Source organism: Falsiroseomonas sp. HC035, from assembly GCF_050563525.1.
Lineage (GTDB): Bacteria > Pseudomonadota > Alphaproteobacteria > Acetobacterales > Acetobacteraceae > Falsiroseomonas.
Genome location: NZ_JBNXUN010000010.1, coordinates 76,633 through 91,287 on the forward strand (window position 1 = coordinate 76,633; position 14,655 = coordinate 91,287).

At 70.5% G+C, this 14,655-nt stretch carries 15 protein-coding genes; 7 read left to right on the forward strand and 8 right to left on the reverse strand.

All coding sequences use genetic code 11. The features are described 5' to 3' along the window. Positions 1-14: 14 nt before the first annotated feature. The 5 genes from recN to ACLF3G_RS19985 all read left to right on the forward strand — a co-directional run bounded on the left by recN (position 15) and on the right by ACLF3G_RS19985 (position 5,349). Positions 15-1,694 carry a DNA repair protein RecN gene (gene recN / locus ACLF3G_RS19965; protein ID WP_430671165.1) on the forward strand — a complete coding sequence of 560 codons (1,680 nt, stop codon included), beginning with the start codon at positions 15-17 and terminating at the stop codon, positions 1,692-1,694. Then, the gene (locus tag ACLF3G_RS19970) at positions 1,691-2,149 is read left to right on the forward strand and encodes an N-acetyltransferase family protein (RefSeq protein WP_430671166.1); all 459 of its coding nucleotides are present in this window, start codon (positions 1,691-1,693) and stop codon (positions 2,147-2,149) included. The genes recN and ACLF3G_RS19970 overlap by 4 nt, the downstream gene beginning before the upstream one ends. Then, entirely contained in the window at positions 2,146-4,278 is a 2,133-nt protein-coding gene (gene ligA / locus ACLF3G_RS19975; RefSeq protein WP_430671167.1) for an NAD-dependent DNA ligase LigA, read from the forward strand. The genes ACLF3G_RS19970 and ligA overlap by 4 nt, the downstream gene beginning before the upstream one ends. Positions 4,279-4,352: 74 nt before the next feature. Next, positions 4,353-4,976 carry a LysE family translocator gene (locus ACLF3G_RS19980; RefSeq protein WP_430671168.1) on the forward strand — a complete coding sequence of 208 codons (624 nt, stop codon included), beginning with the start codon at positions 4,353-4,355 and terminating at the stop codon, positions 4,974-4,976. Positions 4,977-5,019: 43 nt separating this feature from the next. Further along, positions 5,020-5,349 (forward strand): hypothetical protein, encoded by a 330-nt coding sequence (locus ACLF3G_RS19985; protein ID WP_430671169.1) that lies wholly within the window; start codon positions 5,020-5,022, stop codon positions 5,347-5,349. Here ACLF3G_RS19985 and ACLF3G_RS19990 read toward each other — a convergent pair. Both ACLF3G_RS19990 and ACLF3G_RS19995 read right to left on the reverse strand, forming a co-directional pair. Next, positions 5,340-6,131: an N-acyl homoserine lactonase family protein gene (locus ACLF3G_RS19990; protein WP_430671170.1), complete on the reverse strand. Its 792-nt coding sequence runs from the start codon at positions 6,129-6,131 to the stop codon at positions 5,340-5,342. The two genes, ACLF3G_RS19985 and ACLF3G_RS19990, sit on opposite strands and share 10 nt — an antisense overlap. A gap of 4 nt (positions 6,132-6,135) precedes the next feature. Next, positions 6,136-7,041 (reverse strand): NAD(P)-dependent oxidoreductase, encoded by a 906-nt coding sequence (locus ACLF3G_RS19995; protein ID WP_430671171.1) that lies wholly within the window; start codon positions 7,039-7,041, stop codon positions 6,136-6,138. 86 nt (positions 7,042-7,127) lie between these two features. On the opposite strand from ACLF3G_RS19995, the gene ACLF3G_RS20000 reads away from it, so the two are divergent. After that, the gene (locus ACLF3G_RS20000) at positions 7,128-8,015 is read left to right on the forward strand and encodes an alpha/beta fold hydrolase (protein WP_430671172.1); all 888 of its coding nucleotides are present in this window, start codon (positions 7,128-7,130) and stop codon (positions 8,013-8,015) included. Here ACLF3G_RS20000 and ACLF3G_RS20005 read toward each other — a convergent pair. From ACLF3G_RS20005 to ACLF3G_RS20015, 3 genes are read right to left on the reverse strand one after another with little or no spacing between them, the layout of a single operon-like run. Further along, positions 7,996-8,502 (reverse strand): DinB family protein, encoded by a 507-nt coding sequence (locus ACLF3G_RS20005; RefSeq protein ID WP_430671173.1) that lies wholly within the window; start codon positions 8,500-8,502, stop codon positions 7,996-7,998. The genes ACLF3G_RS20000 and ACLF3G_RS20005 overlap by 20 nt on opposite strands. Next, complete coding sequence (locus ACLF3G_RS20010) at positions 8,502-9,491, reverse strand: GNAT family N-acetyltransferase (protein WP_430671174.1); 990 nt, start codon at positions 9,489-9,491, stop codon at positions 8,502-8,504. The genes ACLF3G_RS20005 and ACLF3G_RS20010 overlap by 1 nt, the downstream gene beginning before the upstream one ends. Then, positions 9,488-10,690 carry a pyridoxal phosphate-dependent aminotransferase gene (locus tag ACLF3G_RS20015; protein ID WP_430671175.1) on the reverse strand — a complete coding sequence of 401 codons (1,203 nt, stop codon included), beginning with the start codon at positions 10,688-10,690 and terminating at the stop codon, positions 9,488-9,490. Before ACLF3G_RS20015 ends, ACLF3G_RS20010 begins: the two co-directional genes overlap by 4 nt. 191 nt (positions 10,691-10,881) lie before the next feature. On the opposite strand from ACLF3G_RS20015, the gene ACLF3G_RS20020 reads away from it, so the two are divergent. Then, positions 10,882-12,573: a sensor histidine kinase gene (locus tag ACLF3G_RS20020; protein ID WP_430671176.1), complete on the forward strand. Its 1,692-nt coding sequence runs from the start codon at positions 10,882-10,884 to the stop codon at positions 12,571-12,573. Here the strand turns inward: ACLF3G_RS20020 and ACLF3G_RS20025 are convergent. The 3 genes from ACLF3G_RS20025 to ACLF3G_RS20035 all read right to left on the reverse strand — a co-directional run bounded on the left by ACLF3G_RS20025 (position 12,525) and on the right by ACLF3G_RS20035 (position 14,646). Beyond that, positions 12,525-12,977 carry a GNAT family N-acetyltransferase gene (locus ACLF3G_RS20025; RefSeq protein WP_430671177.1) on the reverse strand — a complete coding sequence of 151 codons (453 nt, stop codon included), beginning with the start codon at positions 12,975-12,977 and terminating at the stop codon, positions 12,525-12,527. The two genes, ACLF3G_RS20020 and ACLF3G_RS20025, sit on opposite strands and share 49 nt — an antisense overlap. Beyond that, positions 12,974-14,176 (reverse strand): pyridoxal phosphate-dependent aminotransferase, encoded by a 1,203-nt coding sequence (locus ACLF3G_RS20030; protein ID WP_430671178.1) that lies wholly within the window; start codon positions 14,174-14,176, stop codon positions 12,974-12,976. The genes ACLF3G_RS20025 and ACLF3G_RS20030 overlap by 4 nt, the downstream gene beginning before the upstream one ends. A gap of 86 nt (positions 14,177-14,262) precedes the next feature. After that, positions 14,263-14,646 carry a hypothetical protein gene (locus tag ACLF3G_RS20035; protein ID WP_430671179.1) on the reverse strand — a complete coding sequence of 128 codons (384 nt, stop codon included), beginning with the start codon at positions 14,644-14,646 and terminating at the stop codon, positions 14,263-14,265. Positions 14,647-14,655 lie beyond the last annotated feature (9 nt).

Here is a 14,655-nt window from a genome sequence, read left to right on the forward strand (position 1 = left end):
GGCTGGTTGGCGCCATGCTGACCTCGCTCGCCATCCGCGACGTCGTGCTGATCGAGCGCCTGGACCTGGGCTTCGGCCCTGGCCTCACGGTGCTGACCGGCGAGACGGGCGCGGGCAAATCCATCCTTCTGGACAGCCTGGGGCTGGCGCTCGGCGCGCGCGCGGAAAGCGGGCTGGTACGGTCCGGTCAGTCCCAGGCCAGTGTCGCCGCGGCCTTCGCGCCGGTGGATGCACATCCTGCGCGGGCACTGCTGTCCGAACAGGGGATCGAGGCGGAGGACGAGATCGTGCTGCGGCGGATCGTCACCGCCGACGGCCGATCCCGCGCCTTCGTCAATGACCAGCCGGTGGGGCTGGCGTTGCTGCGCCGGCTGGGCGCGCTGCTGGTCGAGGTGCAGGGGCAGCATGACCAGGTCGGGCTGACCGATTCGACGAACCATGCCGGGCTGCTCGATGCCTCGGGCGGGCTCGAGGCGCTGCGCAATGCCTCGGCGCTGGCGCACCGGGCCTGGCGGGAGGCGGAGCGCGCTCTGGCGGAGGCGCGGGAGCGCATCGCGGCGGCGCAGCGGGACGAGGAATTTTTGCGCCACGCGGTGGCGGAGCTGGAAACACTCGCCCCGGCCGAGGGGGAGGAGGACGATCTGGCGGCGGAGCGCCAGCGCCTGCAACAGGGCGAGCGGCGTGGCGAGGCGATCTCGGAGGCGCTCTCCAGCCTGCAACCACGGGACCGGCGCAGCGCCCATCCCGGCAATGCGCTGCGTGGTGCGGCGCGGGCGCTGGAGCGGCTGCCGGCCCCGAACACCGACGCGGAACCGGCGCTGGAAGCCATCGGCCGGGCGCTGGATGCGCTGGCGGAGGCCGAAACGGCGCTGGAGCGCCTGGTGCAGGACGCGGCACCCGATCCGCGCCGGCTGGAACATGTCGAGGAACGGCTCTTCGGCCTTCGCGCGGCGGCGCGAAAGCACATGGTGCCGGTGGTGGAACTGCCGAGCCTGCTGGCGCAGCTGAAGGACCGGCTGGCGGCGCTGGATGCCGGAACCGGCCAGGTGGCGGCGGCCGAGAAGCGGCTGGCGGAAACCCGTGCGGCCTATCTGGCCGCGTCGGGCAGGCTGACGGAGGCGCGGCGGGAGGCGGCGCAGAAGCTGGAGAAGTCGCTGGCGCGCGAATTGCCGCCGCTGAAGCTGGACCGGGCGCGGCTGGTGGTGGAGGTGGCGGCGAAGCCGGAGGCGGCCTGGGGGCCGGAGGGGGTGGACCGCGTCACCTTCCTGGTCTCCACCAACCCTGGCCAGGCGCCGGGCGCGCTGGACAAGGTCGCCTCGGGCGGCGAGTTGTCGCGGTTGATGCTGGCGCTGAAGGTGGTGCTGGCGCGCGGCTCCCCGGTGCCGACCCTGGTGTTCGACGAGGTGGATAGCGGCGTCGGCGGAGCCACGGCGGCGGCGGTCGGCGAACGCCTGCTGCGGGTGGCGGAGCGCCTGCAGGTGCTGGTGGTGACGCATTCGCCACAGGTCGCGGCGCGCGGCAGCCGCCACCTGTCGGTTGCCAAGCAGGTGAAGGCCGGGCGGGCGGAGACGCGCGTGACGCCGCTGGATGCGCCGCAGCGGCGGGAGGAGATCGCGCGGATGCTGGCCGGGGAGACGGTGACGGAGGCGGCGCGGATGGCGGCAGACAGCCTGCTCGCGGGCGGGCTGCTGTGATCCGGGAGGCGATTGCGGCAGATGCCGAGGTCTTTGCCGCCTTGCTGCGGGGGCTGAATGACGAACCCGGGCTGCGGCCGGAGCTGATCACGCCGGACAGCGTGGCGCGCGACCTGATCTGCGACCCGCGCGCCCTGGTCCTGGTGGCGGAGGAGGCCGGAAGCCTGGTTGGGCTGGCGGTGGCGCATCCGACCTATGACAGTGGCCGCAGCCGCTGGAGCCTCTGGCTCAACGACCTGTATGTGGCACCCCAGGCCCGCCGGCGTGGCCTGGGGCGGGCGCTGGTGGGCGGCGTCGCGGCGGCGGCCAGGCGGCAGGGCATGGCTTGCATCTGGTGGAACGCCGATGAGGGCGACACGCTGGCGCTGCACTTCCATCGCAGCCTGGGGGCGGAGGAGGCGGTGGTCTCGGATTTCCTGCTGGAAGGCACCGCCTTCGAGGCGCTGGCCTCATGAGGGAACGACCGGTCGAACAGTTGACGGAGGCGGAGGCGGCGGCGGAACTCGCGGCGCTCGCTGCCGAGATCGCGCATCACGACGTGCTGTATCACCGCGAGGACGCGCCGGAGATCAGCGACGCGGCCTATGACGCGCTGGTCCGCCGCAACCGCGCCATCGAGGCCCGCTTCCCGGAGTTGATCCGCGACGACAGCCCAAGCCGGAAGGTCGGCGCCGATACCGCCGAGGGCTTTGCGAAGCTGCGGCATGGCGTGCCGATGCTGTCGCTCGACAATGCCTTTGCCGATGCCGACTTCCTGGAATTCACCGCCTCCGTCCGCCGCTTCCTGCGGCTGGAAGCGGAGGAGAAACTGGTCTTCGTCGGGGAGCCGAAGATCGACGGGCTGTCGATCAACCTGCTGTACGAGAACGGCGCCTTCACCCGCGGCGCGACGCGCGGCGACGGGGCGGAGGGCGAGGATGTCACCCGCAATCTGCTGACCCTGTCCGACCTGCCGCGCAAGCTGCGCGCCCCCTTCCCCGCCCGCATCGAGATCCGCGGCGAGGTCTTCATGGAGAAGGCCGATTTCCTCGCCTTCCGCGACCAGCAGGCGCGCGCGCTGGCAGAGCGGGAGGAGAGGCGGGAGCGTGGCGAGAAGCTCGGCCCGGCCCTTGTCGTGCCGGTCAATCCGCGCAATGCGGCGGCGGGATCGCTGCGGCAGCTCGATGCATCCATCACGGCGCAGCGGCCGTTGAAGCTGTTCGCCTATGCCATGGGCGAGGCGAGCGAGGCGCCGGCCGAAACCCATTCCGGCTGGCTGGATCGGTTGCGCGGCTGGGGCTTCCGGGTGAACCCGGCCTCCGAGATCCTGCCGGACGAGGATGCGGCGCTGGGGTTCCAGAAGCGGATGGCGGAAGGGCGCGCGGCGCTCAGCTACGACATCGACGGCGTGGTCTACAAGCTGGACCGGCTGGACTGGCAGAAGCGCCTGGGCTTCGTCGGCCGGGCGCCGCGCTGGGCGATCGCCTGGAAATTCCCGGCCGAACAGGCGACGACGGTGCTGCTGGACATCGAGATCCAGGTCGGCCGCACCGGCGCGCTGACGCCGCGGGCGGTGATGCAGCCGGTCAGCGTCGGCGGCGTCATGGTCAGCCACGCGACGCTGCACAACGAGGACGAGATCACCCGCAAGGATGTGCGGATCGGCGACACGGTGGTGCTGCAACGGGCCGGCGACGTGATCCCGCAGATCGTCTCCGTGGTGCTGGACAAGCGGCCTGAGGGCGCCGCGCCCTACGTCTTCCCGGATCGCTGCCCGGCCTGCGGCAGCCACGCCATCCGCCCGAACGGGGAGGTGGTGAAGCGCTGCACCGGCGGCCTGATCTGCCCGGCGCAGACGGTGGAACGGCTGATCCACTTCGCCCGCCGCAACGCCATGGATATCGAGGGGCTGGGCGAGGAGAATGTCCAGGCGCTGTTCAATGGCGGCCTGGTGAAGACGCCCGCCGACATCTTCCGCCTCAAGGACCACGCCGAGGTTATTCGCGGCTGGGAAGGCTGGGGCGCGAAATCCGGCAAGCGCCTGTCCAACCTGCTGGCGGCCATCGAGGCGCGGCGGCGCGTGCCGCTGGAACGCTTCATCTTCGCGCTCGGCATCCGGCGGATCGGCGAGGCGAACGCGAAGCTGCTGGCACGGCACTACCATTCCTTCGCAGAATGGCGGGAGAAGATGCAGGCGGCGACGGTGGTGGGGTCCGAGGCGCGGGAGGAGTTGGGCTCGATCCAGGGCATCGGACCGGCCATCGCGACCGAGCTCGCCGAGTTCTTCGCCGAAGCGGGCAACCGTGCCGCGCTGGACGACCTGGCGCGCGAGGTGACGCCGGAGGATGCGGCGCAAAGCGCCGCCGCCGACAGCGCCTTCGCCCAGAAGTCCATCGTCTTCACCGGGACGCTCGGGACCATGTCCCGCGACGAGGCGGAGGCGCAGGCGGAACGGCTTGGCGCCAAGGTGACGAAAAGCGTCTCGAAGAAGACGGACTTCGTGGTGGTTGGCACCGATGCCGGCAGCAAGGCGAAGAAGGCGGCGGAACTCGGGCTGCGGGTGCTGACCGAGGCCGAGTGGCGGGAGCTGGCAGGGCTCGGCTGAGCATCAGCGCCGCTGATCCGGCGCATCATCGCAATTCGTTTCCGACCGTAGGGCGCACGGCGCAGGCTGCCGCCATGCCGATCGACCCGCAGCTTTTCGCAGCCTTTCTGATCGCCGCCTGGGTGCTGATCCTGACCCCGGGGCCGGACATGCTGTTCGTGGTCGGGCAGACCCTGGCAGGCGGTGCGCGACGCGGCTGGGCGGCAATGTTCGGGATCTTCAGCGGGGCCATCGTGCATGTGGCACTTGCGGCCTCCGGCGCCGCGGCGCTGATCGCGGCGTCACCCCTGCTGTTCGACGCGTTGCGCCTGGCGGGGGCGGCCTACCTGATCTGGCTCGGCGCCGGTACCCTGCGCGCGGCCTGGCGGGGCGACGGAAGGCTGGTGCCGGCGGCGCCGGCGCGGCGGGCGTTTCGCGACGGTTTCCTGACCAACCTGACCAACCCCAAGGTCATCCTTCTCTTCCTGGCCTTCCTGCCGCAATTCGTGGATCCGGCGCGGAGCGCGGTGTGGCTGCAGATGGCGATCCTGGGGCCGCTGGTGCCACTGATGTCCCTGCCCGCCTACGGGTTGCTGATCGCCGGCGCCGGACGCGCGGCGGCGCGGCTTTCGGCGCATGCGCGGTGGCTGGAGGCGTCGGCAGGCACGCTGTTCCTCGGCCTGGGACTGCGGTTGCTGGCGGCCGGCCGGCCGGGCTGAGCCGCTTGCGCGCACCCGCGCGCCCAGCGTAACAGCCTGCGCCATGTCAGCCTTCTTCGTTGCCGCGCTGCTGCTTTCGGTAGCCGCCTACCTGCACACCCGCTCCACCACGCCGGAGATGCGGCCGGAGCATGAATCGATCGACCTGCTTTGGCGGGCGCTGGCTTTCGCCGCGCTGCTGGCCTGGGCGGCGCTGATCCTGCGCGGCTTCGCCACCCGCCACTGGGCGGACGGCACCTCGGCGCTGCTGGGGTCCTTCGCAGTGAACTGGTGGTTCGGCCATCGCGGGCCGCGGCCGACCTGGCCGGCGCTGTCCATGCTGTTCGCCGCGGTTGGGCTGCCGCTGGCGGTGTATTCGTTTCTCTACGAATAAGGGGCGAGGTCCAGGCGCCAGGATTCTGGGTCCTGCTCCGAGACCGGGAAGCGGGCGCGCACCAGCGGGTCGTGGCCCGGGATGATCAGGCTCTCGTCGCCGCCCGCGAGCTTCCGGGCGCGGCGCCAGCCCTGCACCATGGCGCCGAGGTCGTAGACGATCGGGAACGGGTTTTCCCGCTGCATGTTGGCGTAGAAGTGGCTGGCATCACCCGCGATCACCAGCGGGCCGCGCGCGGTCGCCACGCGCACCATCTGCAACCCGTCCGAATGGCCGCCGATGCCGTGCACCGTGACGCCGGGCGTCACCTCGCCCTCCCCGCTGTGGAACACCACGCGGTCGGCGTAGAGCGCGCGGACCAGGCGGACCACGTCCTCCACCTCGAAGACGTGGCGCAGGCAGGGGCTGCACATGTGGCGGCTGGTGGCAAAGGCGATCTCGCGGTCCTGGATGTGGAAACGGGCGTTCGGGAACAGGTCCAGGTTGCCGGCATGGTCGTAATGCAGGTGGGTGATGACGACGTCGCGGATCGCCTCCGCGCTGGTGCCCAGCGCGCGCAGGCAGTCCTCCACCGGGCGCATCAGCGGGCGGCCACGCTTCGCGGCGGTCTCCGGGTGGAAGCCGGTATCCACCAGCACCTCCTGCCCCTCCGGCCCCCGCAGCAGCCAGACGAAGTAGTCGAGCGGCATGAGTTCGTGCGGGTCGGGCAGCGGCATGATGAAGTTGGCCTGCGCGGCGCGCGCCTCATGTGCACCGTAGCGCGAAGCGAAGACCTGCCACATCGGGCTATTCCTTCCGGTTCACTTGAGGCGAGCGCAACTCATCGGACACCAGCGCCTCGCTGAAGCGGGCGGCGGCGGTGTGGTCCTGGCCCGGGCCCAGCAGGCCGGCGGCGGCGGCCCACAATTCCCGCGTCTGGGCGGACAGCGGCGCGGGGGTGGCCGTCTCGCGGCCGACCTGAAGGGCGATGGACAGGTCCTTCACCATCAGATCCAGGCCGAAGCCGGAATCGAAGGACCGCGACAGCACGAACTGCTTCAGCTTGCGCTGCGTGCTGTTGTTCATGCCGGTGGAGGCGTTCAGCACATCGACCATCACCGCAGGGTCGAGCCCGAAGCGGCTGCCGATCAGCAGCGCCTCGACGCTGACCAGGAAGCCGGCGGCGCTGACCAGGTTGTTCAGCGCCTTCATCGCCTGGCCGGCGCCGATGTCGCCGCAGCGGGTGATGGTGGTGCCCATGGCGCGCAGCACCGGGTCCACGCGGTCCAACGCCGCCGCCTCGCCGCCGGTCATGATGGCGAGGCTGCCGGTCTCGGCACGGGCGACGCCGCCGGAGACGGGGGCATCCACCATGGCGATGCCGCGCGCCGCCACATCGGCTGCGATGGCGCGGGTGGCGGAAGGCTCGCCGGAGGACATCTCGACCACCACAGCGCCGGGCGCGAGCAGCGGCGCGGCCCCGGCCAGCACCTGAGCCACCTCGCGGCTGGTGGGCAGCATGGTGATGAGGGCGTCGGCCCCGCGCGCGGCATCGCCGGCGGTGCCGCCGTGCCGGCGCACGAAATCCTCGGCACGGCCGGGCACGGCATCCTGCACGGCGACCGCGAATCCGGCCTCGATGAGGCGCAGCGCCATGGGCCAGCCCATGCGCCCGATGCCAATGAAGCCGATCCGCCCGATGGTGCCGGACATCGTTTTCCCCCACGCTGTTCACGCAAGGCTGAGGGCGCGGCCGACTGGGGTCAAGTCAGGCCGCGGTCAACCCAGTGGAGGATGCGATGTTCGAGGGCTTCGTGGAGGAACGGCGCGAGGTGAATGGCATCACGCTGCGGCTACGGCGCGGCGGCGACGGCCCGCCGCTGCTGCTGCTGCACGGCAACCCGCAGACCCACGCGATGTGGCACCTGGTGGCGCCGGACCTCGCGAAGCGCTTCACCGTGGTGTGCCCCGATCTGCGCGGCTACGGCTTCAGCGACAAGCCGCCGGCCTCGGCGGACAGCGGCGCCTATGCGAAGCGAGAGATGGCGGCGGATATGCTGGCGCTGATGCGCGGCCTCGGCTTCGAGCGGTTCCAGGTTGTCGCGCATGACCGTGGCGCGCGCGTCGCGCACCGGCTGGCGCTGGATGCACCGCAGGCGGTGCAACGGCTCTGCGTGATGGACATCGTGCCGACGCTGCATCACTTCGAGACGGCGAACATGGACTTCGCCATGGGCTACCATCACTGGTTCTTCCTGGCGCAGCCGCATCCGAAGCCGGAGCGCATGATCCTGCGGGATGTGGAGGACTGGTTCGCCGGCCACACCACGCGCGCGCCACAGGGCGATGTCTTCGCGCCCGAGGCGCGCGCGGATTATGTCGCGGCGCTGCACCAGCCCGGCACGGTGATGGGCATCTGCGAGGATTATCGCGCGGCAACCGGCATCGACCTGCTGCACGACCGCGAAAGCCGCGCCGCCGGGCAGAAGGTGGCGTGCCCGCTGCTGGTGCTGTGGGGCGCCAAGGGCAAGATCGCGGTGTGGTACGACGCGCTGGCGGTGTGGCGGGATTATTCGAACGCCGACGTCAGCGGGCACGCGGTGAATTCAGGGCACTACCTGGCGGAGGAAGCGCCGGCGGAAGTGCTGGCGGCGCTGGAGGGCTTCCTCAGTCGAACGGCAGGATGAAGGGAAGATCGGTGTCGCCGGTGGCGGCGCCCAGCCCGGTCAGCAGGGCATGAACCTGGCCACGGTGATGCGTCTGGTGGTTGAAGAAATGCGTCAGCAGCACCCAGCGCGGCCTGCTGACCTCCCGCTGCATCGCACCGCTGTACCAGCCCAGCGAACCGGACAGAGCGGCGGGGTCGAGCGTCGCCATCCAGGCGGTGATGCGGGTATCCAGGTCGATACGCGCCGCCCGCATCGCGGACCACTCCGGATGCAGAAGCGGGCTGTCCTTGATGCCGCCTTCGGGCGCGGGCCAGCCGGCGAAGCGGGCCATCCAGGTGGCGTCGCCCCACATCAGGTGGCTCAGCGTGCCATGGACCGAACCGAAGAAGGCGCCGCGATCCTCGCGCCGCTGCGCCTCCGTCAGCGTGGCGGCGGCGGCGTAGATCCGGCGGTTCATCTCGGCATTGTAGGTCGCCATCAGGTGGCACCAGGCGGGGGTCACCATCAGACGTGTTTCCAGAAGAAGACGGTGTCGCAGGGGCTGCCATCCGGCCAGAGCGCGTAGCCGGGGATGGTGCCGAACTCGACCCAGCCGAGTTCGCGGTACAGCGCCTCCGCGCCCTCCCCCTTCGCGGTATCCAGCACCAGCAGGCGGCGACCATGGCCGCGCGCAGCCTGCTCGGCGCGGCGCATCAAGGCGCGGGCGACGCCGCGGCGGCGGGCTGAAGGGTCCACCAGCAGCTTCGCCACTTCGGCGCGGTGCGGCTGGTTCTGCGGCGTGTCGAGCAGCAGTTGAACGGTGCCGACCAGCACGCCGTCCATCCAGGCCGCCAGCAGCACGCGCTTGCCGAGCGCCACGTCGGAGGAGACGCGCTTCCAGAAGTCGCGCGCCACGGCGGGGGCGAGCGGCGGAAAGAAGGACACGCTGGCGCCGGCCGCAACGCAGTTCACCAGGATGCGCGCCAACTGCGCTTCCGCACTCGCCGCCGCGGCGGCATCCAGCGCTTCGACGACGAGGCCCCGCAGCGGCTTGGTGTAGCGGAACTCCAGGCTGTTCGAGATGTCGTCCAGGATGCGGATGGAGCCCTGGCGGACGTAGCCGGTCTTTTCATAGAAGCGGTGCGCCGCCTCGAACCGCGTATCGGTCCAGAGCACAAGCCGTTCCGCGCCGGCGTCGCGGGCATGTGCCTCCGCCGCCGTCAGCAGCTTTTGCGCGAGGCCGGTGCCGCGGGCGTCCTTCGCCACATAGACGCGGCAGATCTCCCACGCCGCGTCATCGCCGAGCGGGCGGGTCGCTGCCATGCCGACGATGCGGCCGTCCTGTTCCGCGGCCCACAACGCACCTCCGGCCTCGGCGAAATAGGTGGCGAGGTGCCGCAGTTCCGGTACCTCGCCATCCACGTCCAGCACGCAGTTCGGGTATTCCGCCCAGCAGTTGCCGACGAGGGCGATAAAGCCCTCGGCGTCTGCATCCCGTCCCTCGCGGAGCGTCACGACAGACCTTTGCAGAACTCCTGGATGCGCGTGCAGGCCTCGCGCAGGCTGTCCGTGTCGGTGGCGTAGGAGACGCGGACATAGGGGCTCATGCCGTAGGCCGCGCCCTGCACCAGCGCGACATGCGCTTCCTCAAGCAATGCCAGCGCGAAGTCGGTGTCCGTTTCGATCTTGCGGCCGCCCTTGCTGGTCTTGCCGAGGCAGCCGGCGATGTTCGGGAAGACGTAGAAGGCGCCTTCCGGCTTGTGGCAGGAAATGCCCGGTGCCTGGTTCAGCATGTCCACCACCAGGTCCCGGCGCTGACGGTAGATCAGCGCACGCTCCTTCACCAGGTCCTGCGGCCCATCGAGCGCCGCGACGGCGGCGGCCTGGCCCACGGTGCTGATGCCGGAGGTGAGCTGGCTCTGCATGTTCACCATCGCCGCGATCAGCGGCTTGGGGCCACCACAGAAGCCGACGCGCCAGCCGGTCATCGCATAGGTCTTGGACACGCCGTTGACGGTCAGCACGCGATCCTTGAGGCGCGGCTCGACCTGCGCGATCGTGCAGAACTCGAAGCCGTCATAGACCATGTGCTCGTACATGTCGTCGGTCAGCACCCAGACATGCGGGTGGCGCAGCAGCACCTCGGCCAGCGCCTTCATCTCCGCGGGCGAACAGGCGGCGCCGGTCGGGTTGTTCGGGAAGTTCAGGATCAGCCACTTGGTCTTCGGCGTGATCGCCGCTTCCAGATCCTCCGGCCGCAGCTTGAAGCCGTTGTTCTGCGGGCAGGTGACGGGCACCGGCGTGCCGGTCGCCAGCTTCACCATGTCGGCATAGGAAATCCAGAACGGCGCCGGGATCAGCACCTCGTCACCCGGGTCGCAGGTGCCGAACAGCGCATTCATGATGACCTGCTTGCCGCCGTTCGAGACCATGATCTCGTCCAGCGCGTAGTCGAGGTTGTTGTCGCGCTTGAACTTGCGCTGCACCGCCTGCTTCAGGGCCTTGGTACCATCCTGCGGCGGATACTTGGTGTCGCCGGACAGTGCGGCCTGGTAGGCGGCGTCGCTCGCGTGGCGGGGGGTATCGAAATCCGGCTCCCCGATCGCCAGGCTGATCACCTTGATCCCCTGCGCCGCGAGCTCGCGCCCCCTGGTGGTCATCACCGCCGAGGCGGAAATGGCAATGTCGTCGAGGCGCTTGGCAAGGGCGGGCATGGGTCCGGACTGGTCCTGCAAGGGTGTGCCAGCAGGTTAGGCCGTGCGGCGGCATGCGCCAAGGCTCGCCACCTCACCACGCGCTTGCCGCCAAGTCGGGAAGGTGAAACATTTTGTAGATGGCATTCAATGCCCCCCGCATAGACGACGCCGGACGCCCTGCGCTGCGGCTCCCCAGCCTGAGGGGGCGCATGATGGCGGTCATCGCCGTGGTGGCGCTGCTGCTGCTGAGCCTGACGGGTCTTTCCGTCTGGCTGGTCCAGCAGGCGGCGCTGGAGCGGGCCCGGGTCAGCCTTGTCGGCCAGGCGCGCACGCTGGCGGCGGCAGTGGATCATGAATTCCTGCAAAGCCTTGCCATGCTGCGCACCCTGGCTGGATCAGAAAGCCTGGCACGTGGCGAGATGGATCGCTTCGACCTGGAACTGCAGGCCGCGGAACGCAGCTTCCACGGCACGCCCATCGGCCTGATCGGGCCGGATGGCGCCCCGCTCAGCATCATGATCCGCATGCCGGGCCGGGGCCCGATGGATGCGCCGGACAGCATCGGGACCGGTCCGACCCGGGCGCAGGCGCAGCCCACCATCTCCAACCTGATCTATTCCTCCAGCCTGGGTGGGGCCGCGATCAGCATCACCCTGCCGATCATCCCGCCCGGCGCCACGTCCCCCAGCAGCCTTCTCGCCACCACGCTGCCGCGGGGGAGGCTGGCGGCGCTGGTCGTGCAGAACCGGCTGACGGATGGGCTGACCGGCGTGGTGTTCGACCGCGAGATGCGGTTCGTCGCCCGTACCGGGGACGACGGCAACCTCGTCGGCCAGTTGGCCCCGCCGGACCTGCGGGAGGCGGCGCTGCGGGTCGGCGAGGGTGCGATGTCGAGCGCGGCGCGGAACATCCACGGTCAGCCGGTGGTCGTGGCCTATGCCCGGGCCGCGCTCAGCGGCTACGTCGCCGCGGCCTCCGTGCCTGCGGAGGCCTTCGCCGCGCCGTTCCACGCTGCGCTGTGGCAGGTGGTGCCGATCGGGGCGACGGTTACCGCCATCGGGCTGATCGCCGCGCTGCTGCTGGGCCGCCGGCTGGGCCGGACCATCGGTGTGCTCTCGGCCCTCGGGCGGGGCGAGGCGGCCGCCGACCCGGGCTTCCGCGAGGTGGAGGAGGTTGCGGCGACCCTGCGACGGGAGGCACGGCAGCGGCAGGTGGCGGAGGAACACCAGGCGGTCCTGGTGGCGGAGCTGAACCACCGGGTGAAGAACATGCTGGCGAGCGTGCAATCCGTGGCGGACCAGACACTGCGCAGCGCCGGCGCCGACCCGCACCGCTTCGCCGGGGACTTCCGCGGCCGGCTGCGCAGCCTGGCGCGCGCGCATGACCTGCTGACCCAGGTCGGCTGGGTGGAGGCGGAGCTAGATGAGGTGCTGCGCGCCGCGCTGGCACCCTGGCAGAACGACGACCAGCAGGTGCGGCTGGAGGGCGGTGGCCGTTTCATCGTCTCGCCCCGGCAGGCGCAGGCGCTGGTGCTGGCGTTGCATGAACTGGCGACGAATGCCGCGAAATATGGCGCGCTGTCGGTGCAGGGGGGCTTTGTTCGGCTTCGGCGGCAGGCGGTCGCGCAGGGCCGGGTCGAGATCCTGTGGCAGGAGGTCGATGGTCCCCGAATCGCCGCGCCACCGCAGCGACGCGGCTTCGGCACGCGGCTGCTGGAGCGTGGCCTGCCGACCGACCTGGGCCACATGCCGACGACGACGCTGGACTTCGCGCCCGATGGGCTGGTGGCGCGGATCGTCTTCCTGCCGGCCGGCGCGGCCCCGGCCAAGACTGCGGTGCCGGCGCGGTCCTTCTACACGGACGGCACGCCACGGGCCGGCCTGGCCAGCAGCCAGTCATAGGGCTGCTCGCCTACCAGCGCGAAGCCCTGGCGTTCCCAGAAGCGGCGCGCCGGGCTCTGCTTCAGGACCTCGATGCGGAAGGCAGCGCCCGCATGCATGGCCAGGACATCGGCGACCACCGCGGCACCCAGGCCCCGGCCCTGCAGCGCAGGCTCCAGGTACAGGCTGTGCAGTTCCACGCCCTCCGGCCCCGGCTCGATGCCGATGCAGCCGGCGGTGAGGCCCTGCACCTCGATCACCCGCATCCCGCCGCCCTCGAAGGCGGTCCGCATCCGGGCGCGCCGGCGGGCCGGGTCGTAACGGCCGAGGCGCTCCAGATGCGCCCGCATGACGCGGATCGACAGGTCCAGCAGCGCCTCGAAATCCGCCTCCGCCGCGGAGCGGAGGCTATACGCCGGTGTCACGTCAGCTTCGCGCAGAAATCCTGGATGCGGGTGCAGGCCTCGGTCAGCGTCGCGTCGTCGGTCGCGTAGCTGATGCGGATGTGGCCGGGGAACATGAAGGCGGCGCCGTGCACCGTCGCCACGCCGGTTTCGTCCAGCAGCGCCAGGCAGAACGCCTCGTCGCTGTCGATCTTCGCGCCGCCGGCGCTGGTCTTGCCGAGGCAGCCGCGCACGTCCGGGAAGACGTAGAAGGCGCCCTCGGGCGTCGCGCAGCGCATGCCCTGCGCCTGGTTCAGCATGCCGACCACTAGGTTGCGCCGGCGCTCGAAGGCCTGACGCATTTCCTCGACACTGTCCTGCGGGCCGGTCAGTGCCTCGATCGCCGCGGCCTGGCTGATGGAGCTGGTGTTGGAGGTGGACTGGCTCTGCAGCTTGTCCATCGCCTTGATGAGCTGGATCGGCGCTCCGGCGAAGCCTATGCGCCAGCCCGTCATGGCATAGGCCTTGGAGCAGCCGTTCATGGTGACGGTGCGGTCCTTCAGGCGCGGCTCGACCTCGACGATGGTGGCCGGCTTCATGCCGTCATAGGCAAGCTTCTCGTAGATGTCGTCGGAGAAGATCCAGACATCCGGGTGGCGCAGCAAAACATCCGTCAGCTCCTTGAGCTGCGCCGCGTTGTAGCCCGCGCCGGTCGGGTTGCAGGGGTTGTTCAGGATCAGCCACTTCGTCTTTGGCGTGATCGCGGCCTCGAGCTGCTCCCCGGTCATGCGGAAGCCCTGGTTCGGGCCGCAAGGGACGATGACGGGCGTGCCCTCGGCCAGCGCCACGATGTCCGGGTAGGACACCCAGCAGGGGGCCGGGATGATGGCCTCGTCGCCGGCATTGATGGTGGCGACCAGCGCGTCGAAGATCACCTGCTTGCCGCCGGTGGCGACCAGGATCTCCTCCGGCTTGTAGTCGATGCCGCTGTCGCGCTTGAACTTCTGGCAGATTGCCTGGCGCAGCTCCATCGTGCCGGCGACATCGGTGTAGCGCGTCTCGCCCCGCTCGATGGCGGCGATGGCGGCGTCCTTGACGTTGCGCGGCGTCTCGAAATCCGGCTCGCCGACGGAGAGCGAAATGATGTCCCGGCCCTGCGCCTTCAGCGCGCGCGCCTTGCCGGTCATGGCAATGGTCTGCGAGGGCGAGATGCGGTTGAGGCGGTCGGCGATGAGGTTCATGACGGTTCCCGGGGTCCCTGCCCGGCCCCGTGACTGGGCGGGCCGGCATTTCCTACCGAAGGCAGCAGGGCGCGTCCATCCGGGCCCTAGTTCAGGCGCAGCGGCCGGTAGCCCTCGAAGGTGAAACCCTTCTCGCGCATACAGGCGGTGCGGTGCTGCTCGCGGGCGCTGATGGCCAGGTCCACCATGTCGTAGCGCGCCGGCCGGAAACGCTCGGTGACGCGGCAGCGTTCGCGGTTGCCGTCGCGCCAGCATTGGCGATCCCGCTCGATCCGCGCGGGTTCCACCATCTGCCAGACCATGTGCGGTGGCACCGCAAGCTGCGCCTCGTTGCCGCAGGCGGCATTCATGGCGTCCGCGGTTTCCTCCGAGGTGCCGGGCCGCGACCAGCGCTCGGCACAGCCCGCGAGGAGGGGGAGCAGGACCAGCAGCAGGGCGATGCGGCGCATGGACCCCATATGCACGGTCATTCAGGCAAT

What these genes read in the sequence shown, in the direction of transcription:
- ligA (WP_430671167.1), top strand. Translation starts at nt 2,146, where the DNA reads ATGAGGGAACGACCGGTCGAACAGTTGACGGAGGCGGAGGCGGCGGCG.
- ACLF3G_RS19980 (WP_430671168.1), top strand. Translation starts at nt 4,353, where the DNA reads ATGCCGATCGACCCGCAGCTTTTCGCAGCCTTTCTGATCGCCGCCTGG.
- ACLF3G_RS19985 (WP_430671169.1), top strand. Translation starts at nt 5,020, where the DNA reads ATGTCAGCCTTCTTCGTTGCCGCGCTGCTGCTTTCGGTAGCCGCCTAC.
- ACLF3G_RS19990 (WP_430671170.1), bottom strand. Translation starts at nt 6,131, where the DNA reads ATGTGGCAGGTCTTCGCTTCGCGCTACGGTGCACATGAGGCGCGCGCC.
- ACLF3G_RS19995 (WP_430671171.1), bottom strand. Translation starts at nt 7,041, where the DNA reads ATGTCCGGCACCATCGGGCGGATCGGCTTCATTGGCATCGGGCGCATG.
- ACLF3G_RS20015 (WP_430671175.1), bottom strand. Translation starts at nt 10,690, where the DNA reads ATGCCCGCCCTTGCCAAGCGCCTCGACGACATTGCCATTTCCGCCTCG.
- recN (WP_430671165.1), top strand. Translation starts at nt 15, where the DNA reads ATGCTGACCTCGCTCGCCATCCGCGACGTCGTGCTGATCGAGCGCCTG.
- ACLF3G_RS20000 (WP_430671172.1), top strand. Translation starts at nt 7,128, where the DNA reads ATGTTCGAGGGCTTCGTGGAGGAACGGCGCGAGGTGAATGGCATCACG.
- ACLF3G_RS20005 (WP_430671173.1), bottom strand. Translation starts at nt 8,502, where the DNA reads ATGGTGACCCCCGCCTGGTGCCACCTGATGGCGACCTACAATGCCGAG.
- ACLF3G_RS20020 (WP_430671176.1), top strand. Translation starts at nt 10,882, where the DNA reads ATGATGGCGGTCATCGCCGTGGTGGCGCTGCTGCTGCTGAGCCTGACG.
- ACLF3G_RS20030 (WP_430671178.1), bottom strand. Translation starts at nt 14,176, where the DNA reads ATGAACCTCATCGCCGACCGCCTCAACCGCATCTCGCCCTCGCAGACC.
- ACLF3G_RS20035 (WP_430671179.1), bottom strand. Translation starts at nt 14,646, where the DNA reads ATGACCGTGCATATGGGGTCCATGCGCCGCATCGCCCTGCTGCTGGTC.